This window comes from Caballeronia glathei (assembly GCF_000698595.1).
Lineage (GTDB): Bacteria > Pseudomonadota > Gammaproteobacteria > Burkholderiales > Burkholderiaceae > Caballeronia > Caballeronia glathei.
The window spans coordinates 149175-168029 of record NZ_JFHC01000007.1; the positions used below are offsets into that span (position 1 = coordinate 149175).

Genomic DNA, 18855 nt, shown 5'->3' on the forward strand with positions numbered 1-18855 from the left:
TAATCGGTTTGCATGTCTCGAAGCTTATGCGGCAGCGCGTAAACGTGGCGCTAAAAAATCCCTGCCCGGCGTAAAAACCCGCGTGTCAGTCGATGCCGTGAAACACGGCGTCGTCGGGGCCGACATGGGCGGGCGATTGCCACGCGGCGTCGCGCATCGAATGCTGCACCTGATGCTCGACGCCGAGCAGCACCGCGAAGATCGCCATGCGAACCGGGATGCCGTTGTCCGTCTGGCGGAAGATCGCGAGGCGCGCGTCGTGGTTCAGGTCCGTGGACAGGTCGTTCGCGCCGGGCCGGCCGTCGCGCGGCAGCGGGTGCATGATGAGCGTGTCCGGGCCGCAGACGCGATCGACGAGCGCCTGGTTGATCTGGAAATCGGGCGTGTAGCCTTCGATCGATTCGTCGGCGAAACGCTCCTTCTGGATGCGCGTGGCGTAGACCACGTCGGCGCCTTCGAGGCCCGCGCGCAGATCGGCGGTCTGCTCGATCACGTGATCGCCGCGCGCGATCTGCGTGACGATGTGGTCGGGCATTTCGAGCGAGCGCGGCGAAACGAGCGTGAACTTGAGCCCGCGATACAGCGCGAGCAGCTTGGCGAGCGAGTGCACGGTGCGGCCGTACTTGAGGTCGCCGACCATCGCGATATGCGCGCCGTCCACGATCTTGCCGAGCCGCGAGAACTCGCGCTGGATGGTGTAGAGGTCGAGCAGCGCCTGGCTCGGATGCTCGCCAGGGCCGTCGCCCGCGTTGATCACGGCAATGTTGGTCGCGCGCGCGAACTCCGCCACCGACCCCTGTTCGGGATGGCGGACGACGAGCGCGTCGGCATAGCCGCTGATGACGCGGCTCGTGTCGTAGATCGACTCGCCCTTCGCCATCGACGAAAACGTGAAGCCCGTCGTATCGCACACCGACCCGCCGAGCCGGCAGAACGCCGCGCCGAAGCTCACGCGGGTGCGCGTGCTCGCCTCGAAGAACAGGTTGGCGAGCACCGCGCCTTCGAGCACGCGCGTGATCTTCTGGCGGCGCGCGATCGGCTGCATCATGTCGGCGACGCGAAAGAGCGCCTCTACCGAGTCGCGCGAGAACTGGTCGACGGAGAGCAGTTGCGGCCGCCCCTCGAATGCAATCAATGAATGTACGCTTTGCGTATATTCGATCGCGCCCGGCTCGCGCGCCAGAATCTCCGCGACATAGCGGCCCGCAATCTCGGGCATCGCGCGCGATTCGGGCGAGCCGTCGGGCAACAGCCATGTGTCGAGCGCCCGCCGCGTCACGCCGATGCGGCTCGCGAACGCGTCGCGCGTCATGTTGAGGCGGCGCATCGCGTCGCGAAGAACCGTTTGTTGCTGAGTCGCCATGATCGCTCCGAATATGTACGCGGAGCGTATAGTAGGCTACTCGCCGACCAGATGCAAGACGATATCCCGCCGATGCGCGGCGCGCCGGTGCTCGAACACGTAGATGCCCTGCCAGGTGCCGAGCACCATCCGGCCGGCCTCGACCGGAACGGACAACTGCACCGTGGTGAGCGCGGCGCGCAGGTGGGCGGGCATGTCGTCGGGGCCTTCCGCGTCGTGCACGTAGCGGCCCGGCGCTTCGGGCGCGATCGTCTCGAAATAGCGTTCGAGATCGGTGCGCACGCCGGGGTCGGCGTTCTCCTGGATCAGCAGGGACGCCGACGTGTGGCGGCAGAAGATCGTCAGCAGGCCGGTGCGGACGTCCTGCAGGTCGATCCAGCTGTCGATGCCGGCGGTGATTTCGTGCAGGCCGCGCGTGCCTGTCGCGACCGTCAGATGGTGCAGTGCCTGTTTCATGTCGGTCTCGGTACGGAGAATGCGCGCCGATCCGGCGCGCCGGTTCATCAACTCGCTTATCCACTCGTTTATCAACTCATTTACCAAGTTTACCGGCTGCGGGGCGGCCCGCGGCGCGGATTCCGCCATTCGCCCGCGATGCACTATGCTGTTCCGACAGCCTCAGAGAAGGGCGGCAGACATGATCCATCCACCATGGCGCACCGTGGCCCGTGCCCGCACGTTGGTCCTGCGAAGCGGGTTCGCGGCGGCGGCGCTCGGCCACGCTTTTCGCATGTCGCGGGCCGGGCCGGCCTTGCTGCTGTTCCTGTTTCCCTTCCATGCCGCGCTCGCGCAGGAAGCGCTCGCCAACCGCGGCAACGATCCTTTCATGCAGATTTCGAGCGCCATTGCCGGCTGCACGGCGCCGCGCGGCCCGTTCGAAACCGAAAAGGAATGGCTCGCGGAGGCGCATTACCGCATCGAGCGCGGCAATAGCTGCTGGGTCGCCGGACGCTGCCGCCTGTCCAACAGCTATCTGTACGACAGGGAGATCGCCGAAAGCGTGACGCGCCGGCTCGCCGCGCTCGACGCGGCGACGCACTGGCGGCAGCAGACGAGCCTCTGGCTCACCGTGCAGCGCCGGTTCATCTATGTCGACGGCTGCGTGGCGCCGGGCTTCGACAAGGCCCGCTTCGTTTCGGCGCTCGGCGAGACCGCCGACGTCGAAACGGTGATCGACCGCACGGTTGTGAAGCCCTAGCGGCGCCCGATATCCCTGCGGCCGCGCAAATCTGGCATAAGCTTTAAACATGGACCAGCATCGCTAGAGAGGGGCCGCGGCGCCTTCGGGCCGGCGGTTTTCATCGATGAGAACGAACGCCTTCGGGCTGTCTCGCCCGCATGTTCCGTGGCTCCTGCACTGCATGGCGAACCGCCTGCTGCGCGCGGCGGCGCTTTTGCTGATTGCGCTCGCAGCGGGGCATATGTCCGGCGCGCATGCGGCCGCGGCGTCAAACGCCGCCGCCCCGGCTGCCAGCGTAGCTGCGGGCGCGCCCGCGCCGGTCGTGGTCGTCGCGGTCAACGGCGCGATCGGCCCGGCGAGCGCCGACTTCATCGTGCGCTCGCTCGCCCGCGCCGCCGACATGCACGCGCAACTGGCCGTGATCGAACTCGATACGCCCGGCGGTCTCGACGTGTCGATGCGCTCGATCATCAAGGCGATCCTCGCGTCGCCGGTGCCGGTTGCGGCGTTCATCGGGCCGAGCGGCGCGCGGGCGGCGAGCGCGGGCACCTATATCGTCTACGCGAGCCACATCGCCGCGATGGCGCCGGGCACCAACCTGGGCGCGGCCACGCCGATCCAGATAGGCACGGGCGGCAGGAACCCAATGGGCGCCCCCCCGGGCGGCGACGAAAAGCGTGATGACAAGCCCGACGGCAAGCGCGGCGGCGCGTCGGCGGCATCGGGCGCGGACGCGCAATCCACCGAGTCGAAAAAGCAGGTGCAGGACGCGGCCGCCTACATCCGCGGGCTCGCGCAGATGCGCGGACGCAACGTCGAATGGGCGGAGCGCGCGGTGCGCGAGGCGCAGAGCCTGTCGGCGAGCGAGGCGCTCGCGCAGAAGGTGATCGATCTCACCGCCGCCGACGTGCCCGACCTGCTCGCGAAGCTCGATGGCCGCCGCGTGCGCACGCTCACCGGCGAGCACGTGCTCGCGACGGCGCACGCCCCCGTCACGACGCTGCAGCCCGACTGGCGCAGCCGCTTTCTCGCGTCGATCACCGATCCGAGCGTGGCGCTCATCCTCGTGATGATCGGCATGTACGGGCTTTTCTTCGAATTCGCGAATCCGGGCTTCATGCTGCCGGGGGTCGCGGGGGCGATCTGCCTGCTGGTGGGCCTCTTCGCGTTGCAGCTCCTGCCGGTCAACTTCGTCGGCCTCGGGCTGATCCTGCTCGGCGTGGCGTTTCTCGTCGCGGAGATGTTCCTGCCGGCGTTCGGCACGCTCGGCATCGGCGGAATCGTCGCGTTCGCGATCGGCGCGCTGATGCTGATCGATACCGACGTGCCCGGCTTCGGCATCCCGGTGGGCCTCGTCGTGACCCTCGCGATCCTCACCGCGATCTTCGTCTTCTCGGTGTCCGGGTTCGCGCTGAAGGCGCGCCGGCGGCCCGTCGTGAGCGGCTCCGAAGCGATGCTCGGCAGCGTCGGCGTGATGCTGGACGACGCGGACACAGGCGCCGGGAGCGGCTGGGCGACGGTTCGCGGCGAGCGCTGGCGCGTGCGCAGCGAGGTGCCGCGAGCGCTTCCGCCAGGCGGCGAGCGCGTGCGCGTGACCGCGCGCCACGGCCTCACGCTCACGGTCGAGCCAATCAACGAAACCAGCCAGGGAGAGCGTCGATGATGGGGTTCACATTCGGATTCAGCGGCGTCCTGTTCGCGCTCGTCGTCCTGCTGCTTTTCTCGGCGATCCGCATCTTCCGCGAATACGAGCGCGGCGTCGTGTTCATGCTCGGGCGCTTCTGGAAGGTCAAGGGTCCGGGGCTCGTGCTCATCATCCCGGCGGTGCAGCAGGTGGTGCGCATGGACCTGCGCACCGTCGTGTTCGACGTGCCGCCGCAGGACGTGATCACGCGCGACAACGTGTCGGTCAAGGTGAACGCGGTGGTGTACTTTCGCGTCGTGGACCCGGAAAAGGCCGTGATCCAGGTCGCGCGCTTTCTCGACGCCACGAGCCAGCTGTCGCAGACCACGCTGCGGGCGATTCTCGGCAAGCACGAACTCGACGAACTGCTCGCGGAGCGCGAGCGCCTGAACGCGGACATCCAGCGCGTGCTCGACGCCCAGACCGATGCGTGGGGCATCAAGGTATCGAATGTGGAAATCAAGGACGTGGACATCAACGAGACGATGATCCGCGCGATCGCCCGCCAGGCCGAAGCCGAACGCGAGCGGCGCGCGAAGATCATCCATGCGGAAGGGGAGCTGCAGGCGTCGGAGAAGCTGCTGCAGGCGGCGCAGATGCTCGCGCAGGCGCCGCAGGCGATGCAGTTGCGCTACCTGCAAACGCTGACCACCATCGCCGGCGACAAGAACTCGACGATCGTGTTTCCGTTTCCCGTCGATATCGTCAGCTCGTTCATCGACCGGCTCGGCCGGGGGCCGAAGGAGTGATCGCCCGCCCGCGGGACGCGGGCGGGACGAGGCTCGACGATGCGCGACGGGTTTAGTCGACGGCGGGAAAGTCCACGTCGGTATCGTTCACGCGGTTCACGAGGTTCGTGAAGTTGATCACGCTGATGGCAAACAGCGTTTCTACGACCTGCGTGTCCGAGTAGCCGGCGGCGCGCACTTCGTCGAGACGCGCCGCGTGGATCGTGCCGCTCGTCGTCACGAGATGCCGCACGAAGCGCACGAGTGCATCGCGACGGGCGTTGCCGGTCGGCGACCCGACCCGCACCTGCCGCGTTTCCTCCGCCGACAGCCCGACCATCTTGCCGATCGCCGTATGGGCGGCGAGACAATAATCACAGCCCGCGACCTCGCTGACGGCGAGCTTGATCGCTTCGACATCGGCCTTGTCCAGGCTGCCCTTCGCGAGCACGGCGTCGCCGTCCAGCGCCGCACGGAGCGCGGCGGGGCTGTGGGTGCCGATGGTGGCATAGGCGTTCGGCACGCGGCCGGCGGCCTTCTTGATTGCGGTGAACAGTTCGGCGGTGACGCCCGTGGCTTCGCTTGCTTTGATCTGTGAAAGACGTGACATGATCGGGTTCCTTGGTTTTGGATTGGCAGCCATCCGTATGGCATGGACGCACTTTATGCCCCGGCCTTCCGAGCGTTAATGCCCGGCGGGCTCGCAATCATGCTCGTTCGTCTCACGACGCGTTCGCCGCTTCATGCCATGATCCTGCCGATTGGAAAACCCGGAAATCCGGAAACCCGGAAATCGGGCGCCCGCCGTATCCGGCCGCGGCGCCGCAATGCACGGACGAAAGGTGTGACATGGACTATCTGACGACCCTCAAGGTGTTCTGCACGGTGGTGGAGGCGAAGAGCTTCACGCGGGCGGCGGACATTCTCGGCGTGTCGCCGCCGGTGGTGTCGCGCGCGATCTCGACGCTCGAGCAGCGGCTCGGCAGCCGGCTCTTCAACCGCACGACGCGGCAGATTTCGCTCACCGAGACGGCCGAGCAGTTCTTCACCGGATGCTCGCGCCTGCTCGACGAACTGGACGCGCTCGAAGAACGCGCGACGACGCGCGCCGTCGAGGCGACCGGAGTGCTGCGCCTCGTTGCGCACACGACAGCGGCGGTCAACCGGCTCGTGCCGCTGATGGCGACCTTCAAGCGCCGGCATCCGCAGGTGCGCCTCGAGGTGACGCTGACCGAGCGCCCGGTCGATCTCGTCGCCGAGGGCTACGACCTCGGGGTCGTGGTGCCCTTCATGCTCACGAGCGACACCACGGTCACGCGCCTGCTCGAGCGCATCCCGCTCGTCATCGTCGCGACGCCCGCCTATCTCGAGCAGCACTCGAAGCCGCGCCATCCGTCGGAACTCGTCGATCACGCGTTCGTCGCCGTGTCGCCGTCGATCCGCAAGCCCGCGCTCACGTTTCGCATCGGCGGCGACGACGTGACCGTGCCGCTCACCTACGAGGTTTCGTCGAACAGCCCGGTGTTCAACCGCGAAATGGTGCTGCAGGGCTTCGGCATCGGCGTGCTGCCGGCGAGCCTCGTCCAGAACGAGATCGCGGCGGGCCAGCTCGTGCAGCTCCTCGACGCCTTCGACCTGGTCGAAGGCGCGGTCGAAATCCGCCTCGCCTACACCACCCGCGCGCTTTTGCCTGCGAAAGTGCGCGCATTCGTCGAGCACGCCACGGAGTTTTTCGCCCAGCCCGCCGACGCGCGCCACCCGGAACAGGCCGGATCCTGATCCTCGCGCATCGTCCGGCACCCTTGTCGCAGAAGGGTGGGCGGGATTTTCGCGTGATTCTTGCGTGATTATTAACAATGGCGTTATTCACTCATGTCCGCAATGCGTATTGACTTGGTGCATATGCACAATTAGCCTGTGCGCTATCCGAAAGCGCCGTAATCCGGTGCCTTTTCCAACATTTCGGTGCATATGCACTTCATACAGACATGACGAGCCCTTCGACAAATGTTTCATCGGTTGCCGCTCCCGCGCTGCCCGTGCAGGCCCGTCGCATCCCGTGGATGCTGCTCGCGAGCGGGCTGGTGGTGGCCGTGCTGATTGCCGCCGCGACCTGGTGGGTGCTCGTGCTGCGCTTCGTCCAGACCACCGACGACGCCTATGTCGGCGGCGACGTCACCGTGCTTGCGCCGAAGGTGAACGGCTTCGTCGAGGACCTGCTCGTGCGGGACAACCAGCGCGTCGCGGCGAACCAGGTGCTGATCCGTCTCGATTCCCGCGACTACGACGCGCGGCTCGCCCAGGCGAGCGCGGAAGTGGCGGGCGCGCTCGCGGCCGTCACCGAGCTTGAGGCGAAGCACGATCTGCAGGCGGCGGTGATCAACCAGCAGCAGGCGGAGGTGAAGGCGTCGGCGGCGGAACTCACGCGCAGCGCGGCGGACCGCTGGCGCTACCGCGAGCTTGTCAAGGACGACGCAGTGTCGAGCCAGCTCGTCGAGCGCGCGGACGCCGATTTCACGAAGGCGCGCGCGTCGGTGGACCGCAGCGATGCGGCGCTCGTCGCCGCGAAGCGCGAGCTGTCCGTGATCGACGCGCAGATCGCCGATGCGAAGGCGCGCGTCGCCACGGCCGAGGCCGCGCGGCGCGTGGCGCAGCTGAACGTCGAATACACGACGATCCGCTCGCCCGTCGACGGCTACGTCGGCAACCGCACCGCGCGCGTCGGGATGCTCGCGAACACGGGCGCGCCGCTCCTGACGATCGTGCCGGCGACGGGCCTCTGGGTCGACGCCAATTTCAAGGAAGACCAGTTGAAGAAGATGCGCGTCGGCGACGAGGCGGACGTCGAGCTCGACGCGTCGAACGTGCCGCTGCACGGCCGCGTCGAGAGCCTTGCGCCCGCGACCGGCGCGACCTTCAGCGTGCTGCCCGCGGAGAACGCGACCGGCAACTTCACGAAGATCGTGCAGCGCGTGCCGGTGCGCATCCGGCTGGATGTGCCGAAGGACATGCAGGCGGTGCTGCGCCCGGGCCTCTCGGCGACGGTGAAGGTGCATCTCGGCCGCGCGGACGCGAGCTGATCATGACGGCCACCCCCACGCTCGACCCCTCCAAGCAGCCGACAAGGCAGCGCGTCCTGGCGTTCGTGCTGATGTGCGTCGGCTTCTTCATGGCGACGCTCGACATCCAGATCGTGGCGTCGTCGCTGAAGGACATCGGCGGCGGACTGTCCGCGAGCCAGGACGAGCTTTCGTGGGTCCAGACCTCGTACCTGATCGCGGAGATCATGGTGATTCCGATGTCCGGCTGGCTCTCGAAGGTGTTTTCCACGCGCTGGCTGTTCACCGGCTCGGCGATCGGCTTCACGATCACGAGCATGCTGTGCGGCATGGCGTGGGACATCAATTCGATGATCATCTTTCGCGGCCTGCAGGGCGCGCTCGGCGCCGTGATGATCCCGACCGTCTTCACCACCGCGTTCATGCTGTTTCCGGGCAAGCAGCGCCTGATCGCCTCCACGACGATCGGCGCGCTCGCGTCGCTCGCGCCGGCGGTGGGGCCGGTGATTGGCGGCTGGATCACGTCGGAATGGTCGTGGCACTGGCTGTTCTACCTCAACCTCGTGCCGGGCATCGCGGTGGCGGCGCTGGTGCCGAAATACGTGCACGTCGACGACCCCGACCTTTCGCTGCTGAAAAAGGGCGACTATCTCGGCATCGTGCTGATGTCGGCGTTTCTCGGCTGTCTCGAATACGTGCTCGAGGAGGGGCCGCGCAAGAACTGGTTCGGCGACGACGTGATCCTCGCGTGCGCGTGGGTCGCGGGAATCAGCGGCTTTCTGTTCCTGGTGCACGCGTTCACGGCGAAGGACCCGGTCGTCGATCTGCGGGCGCTCGGCGTGCGCAACTTCGCGATCGGCAGCCTGCTGTCGTTCGTGATCGGCATCGGCTTGTTCGTGTCGGTGTTCCTCACGCCCGTGTTCCTGAGCCGCGTGCGGGGCTTCGATTCGCTGCAGATCGGCATTGCGCTGCTCTCGGTGGGATGCTTCCAGATCGCGGCGCTGCTCGTCTATTCGCAGCTCGCGCGGATCATCGACATGCGCATCCTGCTGCTCTTCGGGCTCACGTGCTTCGGCATCGGCTGCTATCTGTATACGCCGCTCACCGCGCAGTGGGGCTGGCAGGAGCTGCTCGTGCCGCAGGCGCTGCGCGGGATCGGGCAGCAGTTCGCCGTGGCCCCGATCGTCACGATGGCGCTCGGTTCGCTGCCGCCGTCGCGGCTCAAGTCGGCGAGCGGGCTCTTCAACCTGATGCGCAATCTGGGCGGGGCGATCGGCATCGCGGTCAGCGCGACCATGCTCAACGACCGGCTGAATCTCCACTATCTGCGCCTGAGCGAAAGTGTGACGGTCGGGCGGCCGGAGGTCGACGGGCTGCTCGCGCGCAGCACTGGCCATCTGGCGTCGGTCGCGGGCAATGCGCTCGACGCCTCGCAGGCGAGCCTCGCCAGCCTGCACGCGCTCGTGATGCGCGAGGCGCTGGTGCTGACCTTCTCCGACTGCTTCTACGTCCTGGCGCTCTGCTTTCTGGTGGGCGTCGTGAGCGTCCTGTTCTCGCGGCCGATCGGGAGTGCTGCGCCTTCCCCGGACGCCCACTGAGCCGATCATGAAAAAACTTCTCGTTGAAATCCTGGCGTGCGTCTCGCTGGCGGCGTGCGCCGTGCAGCCCGCCACGCACGCCGACCTGCCGGCGACCGTCAACCAGACGGCGCCCGCCGGCTGGAGCGTCGACGTCCCGCGCGAGAGCGCCGATCCCGCCGCCTGGTGGCAGCAGTTCGGCGATCCGGTGCTGCATGAGCTGGTGGCGTCGGTGCTGAACGACAATCTCGACCTGCAGGCCGCCATCGAGCGCGTGAAGCAGGCGGAGTCGCTCACGACGCAGCGCCGCGCCGTGCTGCTCCCGCAACTCGACGCGAACGCCGGCGCCGCGAACGTGCGGCAGAACGCGCCGCCGCCGCTCGGCTATGTGCGCCAGGCGGGTTTTGGCCTCGCGCTCAGCTGGACGCCCGACGTGTTCGGCGGCGCGCGGCTGGAACTGCTGGCGTCGCAGGCGCAACTGGTCGGCCGGGAGCACGCCTCCGACCAGTTGCGTCTCGCGCTCGCCGCCGATACGGCCTCGGCCTACGTGGACCTGCGCTGGGCGCAGGCGCAGCTCAAGATCCTGCAGGACAACGCCGTGATCCGCGAACGCGCGCTGCGCCTCACGCAGCGGCGGCTGCAGTACGGCCTTTCGACGCAGCTCGACGTCTCGCGCGCGCAGAACCAGTTGAGCGACCTGCAGTCGCGCATTCCGCGCGTGCAGTCGACGATCCAGCACCAGTTGAGCCTGATCGCCGTGTATTCGGGGCGCACGCCGGAGTCCGTCGACCGGCTGATGCTCGCCCACGCAGGCGACGCCCCCGTGATCCCGGCGCCGACCAATGCGGCGCCGCTGATGCTGCCGTCCGAAGCGCTGCTGCGCCGCCCGGACGTGCTGATCGCCTACGCCGATGTGCAGCGGCGCGCGGCGGAGGTCGGCGTGGCGAAGGCGGAGCGCTATCCGAAGTTCTCGCTGAGCCTGACTGACGGGCTGCTGGCGTCGTCGTATCTCGGCATGCCGACGCTGACCGACAACCTCTTCAGCGCGGCGCTCAACGCCACGAGCCCGATTTTCAACGCGGGGCGCATCACGGCGGGCATCGAACAGAGCGAGAGCCGGATGCGCGAATCGGATCTGCATCTGCGGCAGACGATCCTGCAGGCGCTCAAGGACGTGGAGGACACGCGCAGCGACCTCGTGAGCACGACCGAGCAGAGCGCGCGGCTGACCGACGCGCTCGCCGCATCGGACAAGTCGCTCACGCTCTCGACGCAGTTGTACAAGGGCGGCGCGGCGAGTTTTCTCGACGTGCTCGCGGCGCAGGAGGCGTATCTGCGGGACGCCGATTCGCTGAATCAGGCGAAGCGCGAGCATGCGCTCGCGGCCGTGGCGCTGTACCGGTCGCTCGGCGGCGGCTGGAGCGAGACGCCCGCTGCCGCCGACGCACTGGCGAACCGCACGCCGTCGCTCGTCGGCGCGCCATCCGTGAACTGAGGAGAAGCGACATGAGCCTGATCGAAGAAACCGGCGCGGGCCTCGACGGACTCGCGCAACTGCGCGCGCTGATCGCCTCGGGGCGCAAGCCCGGCATTCTGGTGTCGCTGGATTTCGATTTCGTCGAAGTGGACGCGGGGCGGGCGGTGTTCACGGGCATTGCGGGCGACCACGCCTACAACCCGATCGGCACCGTACATGGCGGCTACGCGGCCACGCTGCTCGATTCCGCGTGCGGATGCGCGGTGCATTCGTGCCTCACCGCGACGCAGGCCTATACGACGCTCGAACTGAAAGTGTCGTACCACAAGGCGATTACCCGCGATTCGGGCCTGCTGCGCGCCGAAGGCGCCGTGCTGTCGATCGGCAGGCGCGCGGCGTTCGCGCAGGCCACGCTCAAGGACGCGAGCGGCCGGCTGCATGCGTCGGCGACTTCGACGCTGCTCGTGATCGACCGGTGAGATGAAGGGCGCAACGGGGTAGCCGATATTCCCTTGCGCGGTTCTGGCCTGCGACGCAAACCGGAGGCTCGACGGAAATCCACGTTTCTGCTGGCTTACGAAATTCGTGGAAAGTCAGGCCCTAAAGGAAAGGGATTTTTCAGGGCAATGGGCATCCGTTGCCCAGCACGCGCCACGGAATGTGGAAAAAAACGCTTGCTCTGTAGCGGTAAATGAAAAAGACGGCTTGTCCTCGTTGACGCAGCGGATTCTATGGTCCCGGTCGGGGCGCGGAAGGGCTTGTTCGTCGTCGATTGGAGACGGGCGGGAGCCGGCTAGGAGGCGTCATTTGCGCGTGCCATTACCCGGGCGTTCGAACGCTGGCTCCACTCAGTAAGCTGCCGTTCAACGACTACTCAAAAAATTCTTCGTCGACCTTCTTTAGCTGGATCGTTTCTTCAACACGACAGCCAACGTTGTATCTGATCATCAGCTTGGCTAGCTGGCGACCGTCAATCAAGACAATACGCTTGCTAAGAAAATCAGCCGTCTCTCGGGCAGAAGGCGAGAACGCCGAGGTGGTGACAAAAAGCCCCTTTGCCGCCTTGAAACGATCCAGTGATCCAAAGAAATCCCTGAGCGCGCCCGAGCCGATATTATTGCCGTCCGAATAGCGCTTGGCCTGTACGTAGATCCGATCCAAACCCAAGGCGTCTTGGTCGATAACGCCATCAACGCCGCCGTCACCGCTCTTGCCTAACGCTCGGCCGGCGTCACTTGTAGACCCGCCATAACCCATGGCCAATAGCAACTGGACCACGAGACGCTCAAAAAACTCCGGCGGGCCCGCAATAACACGGGCGAGCAGATCAAGACTGAGTTCGTCGTCCAACTCTTCGTGAGCTTTTCGGATAATTTCGTCCGGCGTCATGCCGCTCGCCTGGACAGCTTCCACTGCCGGCGAGTCTTTTCCGGCATTGCCGCTACCATTGCTGGCGTCCCGGAACAATACGAACTCCGGGAATTGTTCCAGAAAGCGAATGTCGATCTTTTCCGGCGGATTGGACAATACCTCACGTCCCCGATCGGTTATCTGGAAGTGCGCTCGTTTGGTCAACTCGACTAGGCCCGCCTTGCCCAAATAGCTTTTGGCCCAATGCACACGGTTAGCGAAAGTGGTCTGTTTTCCGGATGGAAGAAGTTCCGACCGCTCGTCCTCTGTCAGTTGAAATTTGTCAGCCAACAACTGGACGACCTCAGAAATTTTCATCTCACCCATTTCGGACGAACGTAGGACGGGAAGCATCAAAGTCTGAAAATCAGGAATGGCCATTGTCGCTAGTCAATTAATCAGTCGGTGCCAATGCCGGCACTTTGCCGTGGTCTGAATATCATACCGCTTACCTTGACCGGTGACTTCCCAGCAAATGTCCGCGCCTTTCCGAGACGCGCAATTGTCGCCTTGCCATTGGTTAAAGTCTGTTTCGGGTCGATCGCCGTCGGACGAATCCCGCATCGACGCGCAGGGACCCGGCATCGTCGAGCTGCGGTGCCGTTGACGGCCTCAAAAGAAAAGCGCCGGATCATGCCGAGCGCTCTTTTTACGCTCGGCGGGATCTCTTAACTGTTTCCTGCCGCAATTTTTCACGTACCTGCCACAGCTTTAACTTTCGGTGGGCACCCGACACCTTCTGCATCCCAACCACTCGCTAAACCCGCAACTTCGCCAAATTTTCCCTTTCACGCCGCTTCGCGCGGCGCGATCTTCCGCGCGATTTCCTCCGCGTGCTCCTGCTCCGCGATCTTCAGGTCGTACGTCATCTGCAGGTTGAGCCAGGTCTGCGCGTCGCCGCCGAAATAGCGCGCGAGCCGCAGCGCCGTTTCGGGTGTGACGCCGCGGCGCTCGAGCACGATGTCGTTGATGCGGTTCGCCGTGACGTCGAGCGCGCGGGCGAGCGCATTCGCGGTCATGCCGAGCGGCACGAGATACTCTTCGCGCAGCACTTCGCCCGGGTGGACGGGACGCATGCCGTTCCTGGAAATAGCCATGGGTTGCCTCGCTTAGTGATAGTCGATGATCCGCACGTCGGCCGGCCCGTCCGGCGTCCATGAGAAACAGATCCGCCACTGGTCGTTGATGCGGATGCTGTAGCTTTTCGCCAGATCGCCGCGCAGTGTTTCCAGCCTGTTTCCCGGCGGCACCCTGAGCGCCCCGAGCGTGGCGGCCGCGTCGAGCAGCGTGAGCTTGCGTTCGGCGGTGGCCAGGATGTTGGCGAAGCGGCGGGAACTGCCGGTTTCACACAGCGCCTTCGTTTCGGCGCAGGCGAAAGACTGAATCATCGGTTTTCATTCTATGCTGTTTGCCGACAAGCGGCAAACTATTTTTCGGAGCCGGCGGGCTGCCGGAACGGTTCGTGCAGCGTCACCGGACGCTCGTCTTTTTTGCGACAAATACTGTATGAGTGTACAGTGGCGAGCTTGTCGGCCGGCGTGTGCAGATGGCATAAGCCGTTTCCCGCCCGGCGCCGCCTCACGGCGATCCAACTCATTGAACCGGTTAGCAAAATTGGCTTCGAACAACGCAATCCGCATTCGCGGCGCCCGCCAGCACAACCTCAAGAACCTCGATCTCGACCTGCATACCGGCCAGATGACCGTGGTGACCGGCCCGTCGGGTTCGGGCAAGTCCAGTCTCGTGTTCGACACGCTCTACGCGGAAGGCCAGCGCCGCTATGTCGAGACGTTCAGCGCCTACGCGCGCCAGTTTCTCGACCGGATGGACCGCCCGCAGGTGGACCGCGTGGACGGCGTGCCGCCCGCCATCGCGATCGATCAGACCAATCCGGTGCGCAGTTCGCGTTCGACGGTCGGCACGATGACCGAGCTGAACGACCACCTGAAGCTCTTCTACGCCCGCGCCGCCGAGCTTTTCGACCGCAAGACGTCGCACCAGGTGCGCCACGACACGCCGGAGACGATCTACGCCGAGTTGCTCGAACGCACGCGCGCGGCCGATCCGCGCATCGCGATCACGTTTCCCGTCGAGCTGCCCGACAGTGCGAGCGACGACGAAGTCGCGCAATGGCTCTCCGCGAGCGGCTACACGCGCGTGCAGGCAAAGCGCCACGTCGAGACGGAGGGCGGCGCGCGCCAGTTGCTCGACGTCGTCGCGGACCGGTTCCGCCTTCAGAACACCGAGCGCTCGCGGGCGCTGGAGGCGATCGAAGGCGCGCTCCTGCGCGGCACGGGGCGGGTGAACGTCTACGTGCTCGCGGACGAGGGCGAACCGGAAATCTGGCGTTTTTCCACCGGCCTGCACAGTCCCGAAAGCGATATCCGCTACGCTGATCCGCAACCGGCGCTCTTTTCCTTCAATTCCGCGTATGGCGCGTGCGAGACGTGCCGGGGCTTCGGCCGCGTGATCGGCGTGGATCTGGGCCTCGTCATTCCCGACGCGCGCAAGACGCTGAAGGAAGGCGCGATCAAGACGCTCCAGACGCCCGCGTGGAAGGAAAACCAGGACGACCTCGTGCGCTATGGCGCGAAGGCGGGCATCCGTCTCGGCGTGCCGTGGAGCGAGCTCACGCAAAAGGAGCGCGACTGGGTCATCAAGGGCTCGCCCGACTGGACGGGCAAGTGGGGCAATCAGTGGTACGGCGTGCAGCGCTTCTTCGACTATCTGGAATCGAAGGCGTACAAGATGCACATTCGCGTGCTGCTGTCCAAATACCGCAGCTACACGAAGTGTCCGGCGTGCGACGGCGCGCGCCTGAAGACCGAAGCGCTGCTGTGGCGCCTCGGCACGAAAGAGCAGGCCGACGCCGTGCTGTCCCCGTCCGCTCGCTTCATGCCGACAGGCGTCGAATGGTCGCGCGCGCAACTGGAAGCCCTGGCCGGCCTCACGCTGCACGACCTGATGCTGATGCCGATCGAGCGCATCCGCCGATTCTTCGACTCCCTTACGCTGCCAAGCACGCTCCTCGACGAAGCACTGAAGCTGCTGCACGCCGAAGTGCGCACGCGCCTCAAGTATCTGTGCGACGTCGGCCTCGGCTATCTGACGCTCGATCGCCAGAGCCGCACGCTGTCGGGCGGCGAAGTGCAGCGCATCAACCTGACGACCGCGCTCGGCACGTCGCTCGTCAACACGCTCTTTGTCCTCGACGAACCAAGCATCGGCCTGCATCCGCGCGACCTGAACCGCATCGTCGAGGCGATGCACCGGCTGCGCGACGCGGGCAACACGCTCGTGGTGGTCGAGCACGATCCGTCGGTGATGCTCGCGGCCGATCGCCTCATCGACATGGGCCCCGGCCCGGGCGAGCGCGGCGGCGGCATTGTCTACGACGGCGCTCCGAACGACATCCAGAACAGCGACACGCTGACAGGCGCCTATCTCGGCGGCAGGAAGCATGTGGCGCATGCGTCGAACTGGCTGCGGCGGCGGGTGGACGACGCCACGCCGCGCCTCGTCCTCGAAGGCGCGAGCGATCACAATCTGCGCGACGTGACGGTCGACATTCCGCTGGAGCGGCTCGTCTGCGTGACCGGCGTGTCGGGTTCCGGCAAGTCGACGCTCATTCAGGACGTGCTTGCGCCCGCGCTGGCCCGCCACTTCGGCAAGGCGACCGAAGCGCCCGGCGCCTTCCGCGCGCTGAAAGGCGCGGATCAGCTATCCGACGTGATCTTCGTCGACCAGTCGCCGATCGGCCGCACCGCGCGTTCGAATCCGGCGAGCTACGTCGGCGCGTTCGACGAAATCCGCAAGCTCTTCTCGAAAGCGCCGCTCGCGTTGCAGCGCGGCTACGGCGCGAGCATGTTCAGCTTCAATTCGGGCGACGGCCGCTGCCCGACCTGCGGCGGCTCGGGCTTCGAGCACGTCGAGATGCAGTTCCTGAGCGACGTCTATCTGCGCTGCCCGGATTGCGACGGACGCCGCTATCGCGCGGAAATCCTGGAAGTGAAGATCGGGCGCGGCTCGCGCGAGCTGAGCGTCGCCGACGTGCTGGAACTGACGGTGAGCGAGGCCGTCGCGCTGTTTTCGAACGACGCCGAAGTGCTGCGCGTCCTCCAGCCGATCGTCGATGTGGGGCTGGAGTACGTGAAGCTCGGCCAGCCGGTGCCGACGCTCTCGGGCGGCGAGGCGCAGCGGCTGAAGCTGGCGGGCTTCCTCGCGGAGACGTCGCAGGCGAAGGGCGCGAAGGAAGGGCGTCTCTTCATGTTCGACGAACCGACCACGGGCCTGCATTTCGACGACATCGCCAAGCTCATGCAGGCGCTGCGGCGTCTCCTGGAGCGCGGCCATTCGCTCGTCGTGATCGAGCACAACCTCGACGTGATCCGCGCGGCCGACTGGATCATCGACCTCGGCCCGGAAGGCGGCGACGGCGGCGGGCAGGTCGTGTGCGTCGGCACGCCGGACGACGTGGCCGCGTGCGAGGCGTCGCACACCGGGCGCGCGCTCGTCGACTACGAGGAAGCGATGGCGCCGGGCGCCGCCGAAAAGCGCGCGGCGGGCGTGCCGCTGCAGCTCGCGGCGGAAGTGGCGAGCGCGCGCCGCGCGTTGCAGGGCGAGGACGTCGTGCGCATCGTGAATGCGCGCGAGCACAACCTGAAATCGCTCGACGTGGACATTCCGCACGGCCGCTTCAACGTGATCACGGGCGTGTCCGGCTCCGGCAAGTCGACCCTCGCGTTCGACATCCTGTTCCACGAAGGCCAGCGCCGCTATCTCGAATCGCTGAACGCCTATGCGCGCTCGATCGTGCAGCCGGCCGGGCGTCCCGAAGTCGATGCCGTCTACGGCATTCCGCCGACCGTTGCCATCGAGCAGCGGCTTTCGCGCGGCGGCCGCAAGAGCACGGTCGCGACCACGTCCGAGGTCTGGCACTTCCTGCGACTGCTCTATGTGAAGCTCGGCATCCAGCATTGCGTGCACGACGGCGCGCCGGTCCAGGCGCAAAGCGCCGAATCGATCGTCGCGCAGATCATGCGCGACTACAAGGGACAGCACGTCGGGCTGCTCGCGCCGCTCGTCGTGAACCGCAAGGGCGTCTATACCGATATCGCGAAGTGGGCGAAGGCGCGCGGCAACACGCATCTGCGCGTCGACGGCGAGTTTCTGCCCGTGAGTCCGTGGCCGAAGCTCGACCGCTTTCGCGAGCACACGATCGAACTGCCGGTGGGCGATATCGTCGTCTCGGCGGGCGACGAGGCCGCGTTGCGCAAGCTGCTCGACGAAACGCTCGAACTCGGCAAGGGAGTGATGCACCTGCTCGCGCCGCTCGACGAACTGCACGGCGCCCTCTCGAACGGCCATCGCCGCGGGCGGGAACAAACGCGCGTGTTCTCGACAAAACGCGCCTGCCCGGTCTGCGGCACGAGCTATCCGGAACTCGATCCGCGCATGTTCTCGTACAACAGCAAGCACGGCTGGTGCGGCACCTGCGTCGGCACGGGCCTGAAGCTCACGCGCGAGCAGCGCGCCGCCTATGACGACACGATCCTCGCCGGCGACGACCGCGGCCGCGAACAGACCATCGGTTCGGTGGAGCAGGAGCCGGACGATGTCGTGGACGTGCCGTGCCCCGACTGCGAAGGCACGCGGCTGAACGATGTCGCGCGCGCGGTGACGTTCGGCAACTATCCGATCACCGAAGTCGGCCGCTGGACCGTGAGCGACACGCGCGCGTGGATCTCGAAGCTCGCGCTGAAAGGCCGCGACGCCGATATCGCCCGCGACGTGGTGAGCGAAATCGAAGGGCGGCTGCAATTCCTGGAGGAAGTCGGGCTCGGCTATCTGAGCCTCGACCGCGCCGCGCCGACGCTGTCCGGCGGCGAGGCGCAGCGCATCCGGCTCGCGGCGCAGCTCGGCAGCAACCTGCAGGGCGTGTGCTACGTGCTCGATGAACCGACCATCGGCCTGCATCCGCGCGACAACCAGATCCTGCTCGACGCGCTGAAGAAGCTCGGCGACAAGGGCAACACGCTCGTCGTGGTCGAGCACGACGAGGACACGATCCGCCGCGCCGATCACATCATCGATATCGGGCCGGGCGCCGGCAAGCGCGGCGGCACGGTGGTGGCGCAGGGCGGCGTGGACGACCTGGCGGCGCAGAAGGATTCGCTGACCGGCCAGTTCCTCGCCAATCCGATTCAGCATCCGCTCCAGCCGCGCCGCGACGTGCGCGCGGCCACCGCGAAGCGCGCGGCAACGCCCGAGCAATGGCTGACGGTCGAAGGCGCGACGCTGCACAACCTGCGCGACGTCACGGCGAGCCTGCCGCTCGGGCGGCTCGTCGCGATCACGGGCGTGTCCGGCTCCGGCAA

At 66.4% G+C, this 18855-nt stretch carries 15 protein-coding genes; 9 read left to right on the forward strand and 6 right to left on the reverse strand.

Annotated features, from left to right (window positions below; translation table 11 throughout):
- Nucleotides 1–85 precede the first annotated feature (85 nt).
- Together BG61_RS07685 and BG61_RS07690 are read right to left on the reverse strand one after the other, a co-directional pair.
- Nucleotides 86–1363 (reverse strand): aspartate carbamoyltransferase, encoded by a 1278-nt coding sequence (locus BG61_RS07685; RefSeq protein ID WP_035929692.1) that lies wholly within the window; start codon nt 1361–1363, stop codon nt 86–88.
- Nucleotides 1364–1399: 36 nt separating this feature from the next.
- Complete coding sequence (locus BG61_RS07690; protein ID WP_035930022.1) at nt 1400–1819, reverse strand: secondary thiamine-phosphate synthase enzyme YjbQ; 420 nt, start codon at nt 1817–1819, stop codon at nt 1400–1402.
- Between the two features lie 274 nt (nt 1820–2093).
- Here BG61_RS07690 and BG61_RS07695 point away from each other — a divergent pair, with 274 nt between their 5' ends.
- The 3 genes from BG61_RS07695 (at nt 2094) to BG61_RS07705 (ending at nt 4976) form a co-directional block, all read left to right on the forward strand.
- Nucleotides 2094–2561, forward strand: coding sequence for a BON domain-containing protein (locus tag BG61_RS07695; RefSeq protein WP_051672365.1), 468 nt, complete (start codon nt 2094–2096; stop codon nt 2559–2561).
- 223 nt (nt 2562–2784) lie between these two features.
- Complete coding sequence (locus BG61_RS07700) at nt 2785–4206, forward strand: NfeD family protein (protein ID WP_051672366.1); 1422 nt, start codon at nt 2785–2787, stop codon at nt 4204–4206.
- Nucleotides 4203–4976, forward strand: a complete 774-nt coding sequence (locus BG61_RS07705) for a slipin family protein (protein ID WP_035929694.1) — start codon at nt 4203–4205, stop codon at nt 4974–4976. Before BG61_RS07700 ends, BG61_RS07705 begins: the two co-directional genes overlap by 4 nt.
- A 52-nt stretch (nt 4977–5028) precedes the next feature.
- On the opposite strand, the gene BG61_RS07710 is transcribed toward BG61_RS07705, so the two are convergent.
- Nucleotides 5029–5565 (reverse strand): carboxymuconolactone decarboxylase family protein, encoded by a 537-nt coding sequence (locus BG61_RS07710; protein WP_035929696.1) that lies wholly within the window; start codon nt 5563–5565, stop codon nt 5029–5031.
- 239 nt (nt 5566–5804) lie between these two features.
- On the opposite strand from BG61_RS07710, the gene BG61_RS07715 reads away from it, so the two are divergent.
- The 5 genes from BG61_RS07715 to BG61_RS07735 all read left to right on the forward strand — a co-directional run bounded on the left by BG61_RS07715 (nt 5805) and on the right by BG61_RS07735 (nt 11547).
- Nucleotides 5805–6734, forward strand: a complete 930-nt coding sequence (locus BG61_RS07715; RefSeq protein WP_035929699.1) for a LysR family transcriptional regulator — start codon at nt 5805–5807, stop codon at nt 6732–6734.
- A 209-nt stretch (nt 6735–6943) separates the two neighbouring features.
- The gene (locus tag BG61_RS07720; RefSeq protein WP_035929702.1) at nt 6944–8035 is read left to right on the forward strand and encodes an HlyD family secretion protein; all 1092 of its coding nucleotides are present in this window, start codon (nt 6944–6946) and stop codon (nt 8033–8035) included.
- Nucleotides 8036–8037: 2 nt separating this feature from the next.
- The gene (locus BG61_RS07725) at nt 8038–9612 is read left to right on the forward strand and encodes a DHA2 family efflux MFS transporter permease subunit (RefSeq protein WP_035929705.1); all 1575 of its coding nucleotides are present in this window, start codon (nt 8038–8040) and stop codon (nt 9610–9612) included.
- Between the two features lie 7 nt (nt 9613–9619).
- Complete coding sequence (locus BG61_RS07730) at nt 9620–11086, forward strand: efflux transporter outer membrane subunit (protein ID WP_051672355.1); 1467 nt, start codon at nt 9620–9622, stop codon at nt 11084–11086.
- Between the two features lie 11 nt (nt 11087–11097).
- Complete coding sequence (locus tag BG61_RS07735) at nt 11098–11547, forward strand: PaaI family thioesterase (RefSeq protein WP_035929708.1); 450 nt, start codon at nt 11098–11100, stop codon at nt 11545–11547.
- Between the two features lie 391 nt (nt 11548–11938).
- Here BG61_RS07735 and BG61_RS07740 read toward each other — a convergent pair whose 3' ends face one another.
- From BG61_RS07740 to BG61_RS07750, 3 genes are all read right to left on the reverse strand, one after another.
- Entirely contained in the window at nt 11939–12859 is a 921-nt protein-coding gene (locus BG61_RS07740) for a restriction endonuclease (protein ID WP_035929711.1), read from the reverse strand.
- A 407-nt stretch (nt 12860–13266) separates the two neighbouring features.
- Nucleotides 13267–13575, reverse strand: a complete 309-nt coding sequence (locus tag BG61_RS07745) for a HigA family addiction module antitoxin (RefSeq protein ID WP_174479709.1) — start codon at nt 13573–13575, stop codon at nt 13267–13269.
- 12 nt (nt 13576–13587) lie between these two features.
- A complete protein-coding gene (locus BG61_RS07750; protein ID WP_035929713.1) occupies nt 13588–13866 on the reverse strand; it encodes a type II toxin-antitoxin system RelE/ParE family toxin in 279 nt (92 codons plus the stop codon).
- 226 nt (nt 13867–14092) lie between these two features.
- On the opposite strand from BG61_RS07750, the gene uvrA reads away from it, so the two are divergent.
- Nucleotides 14093–18855: excinuclease ABC subunit UvrA (uvrA, locus tag BG61_RS07755; protein WP_035941617.1), on the forward strand; the 4763-nt coding region annotated here is incomplete at its 3' end.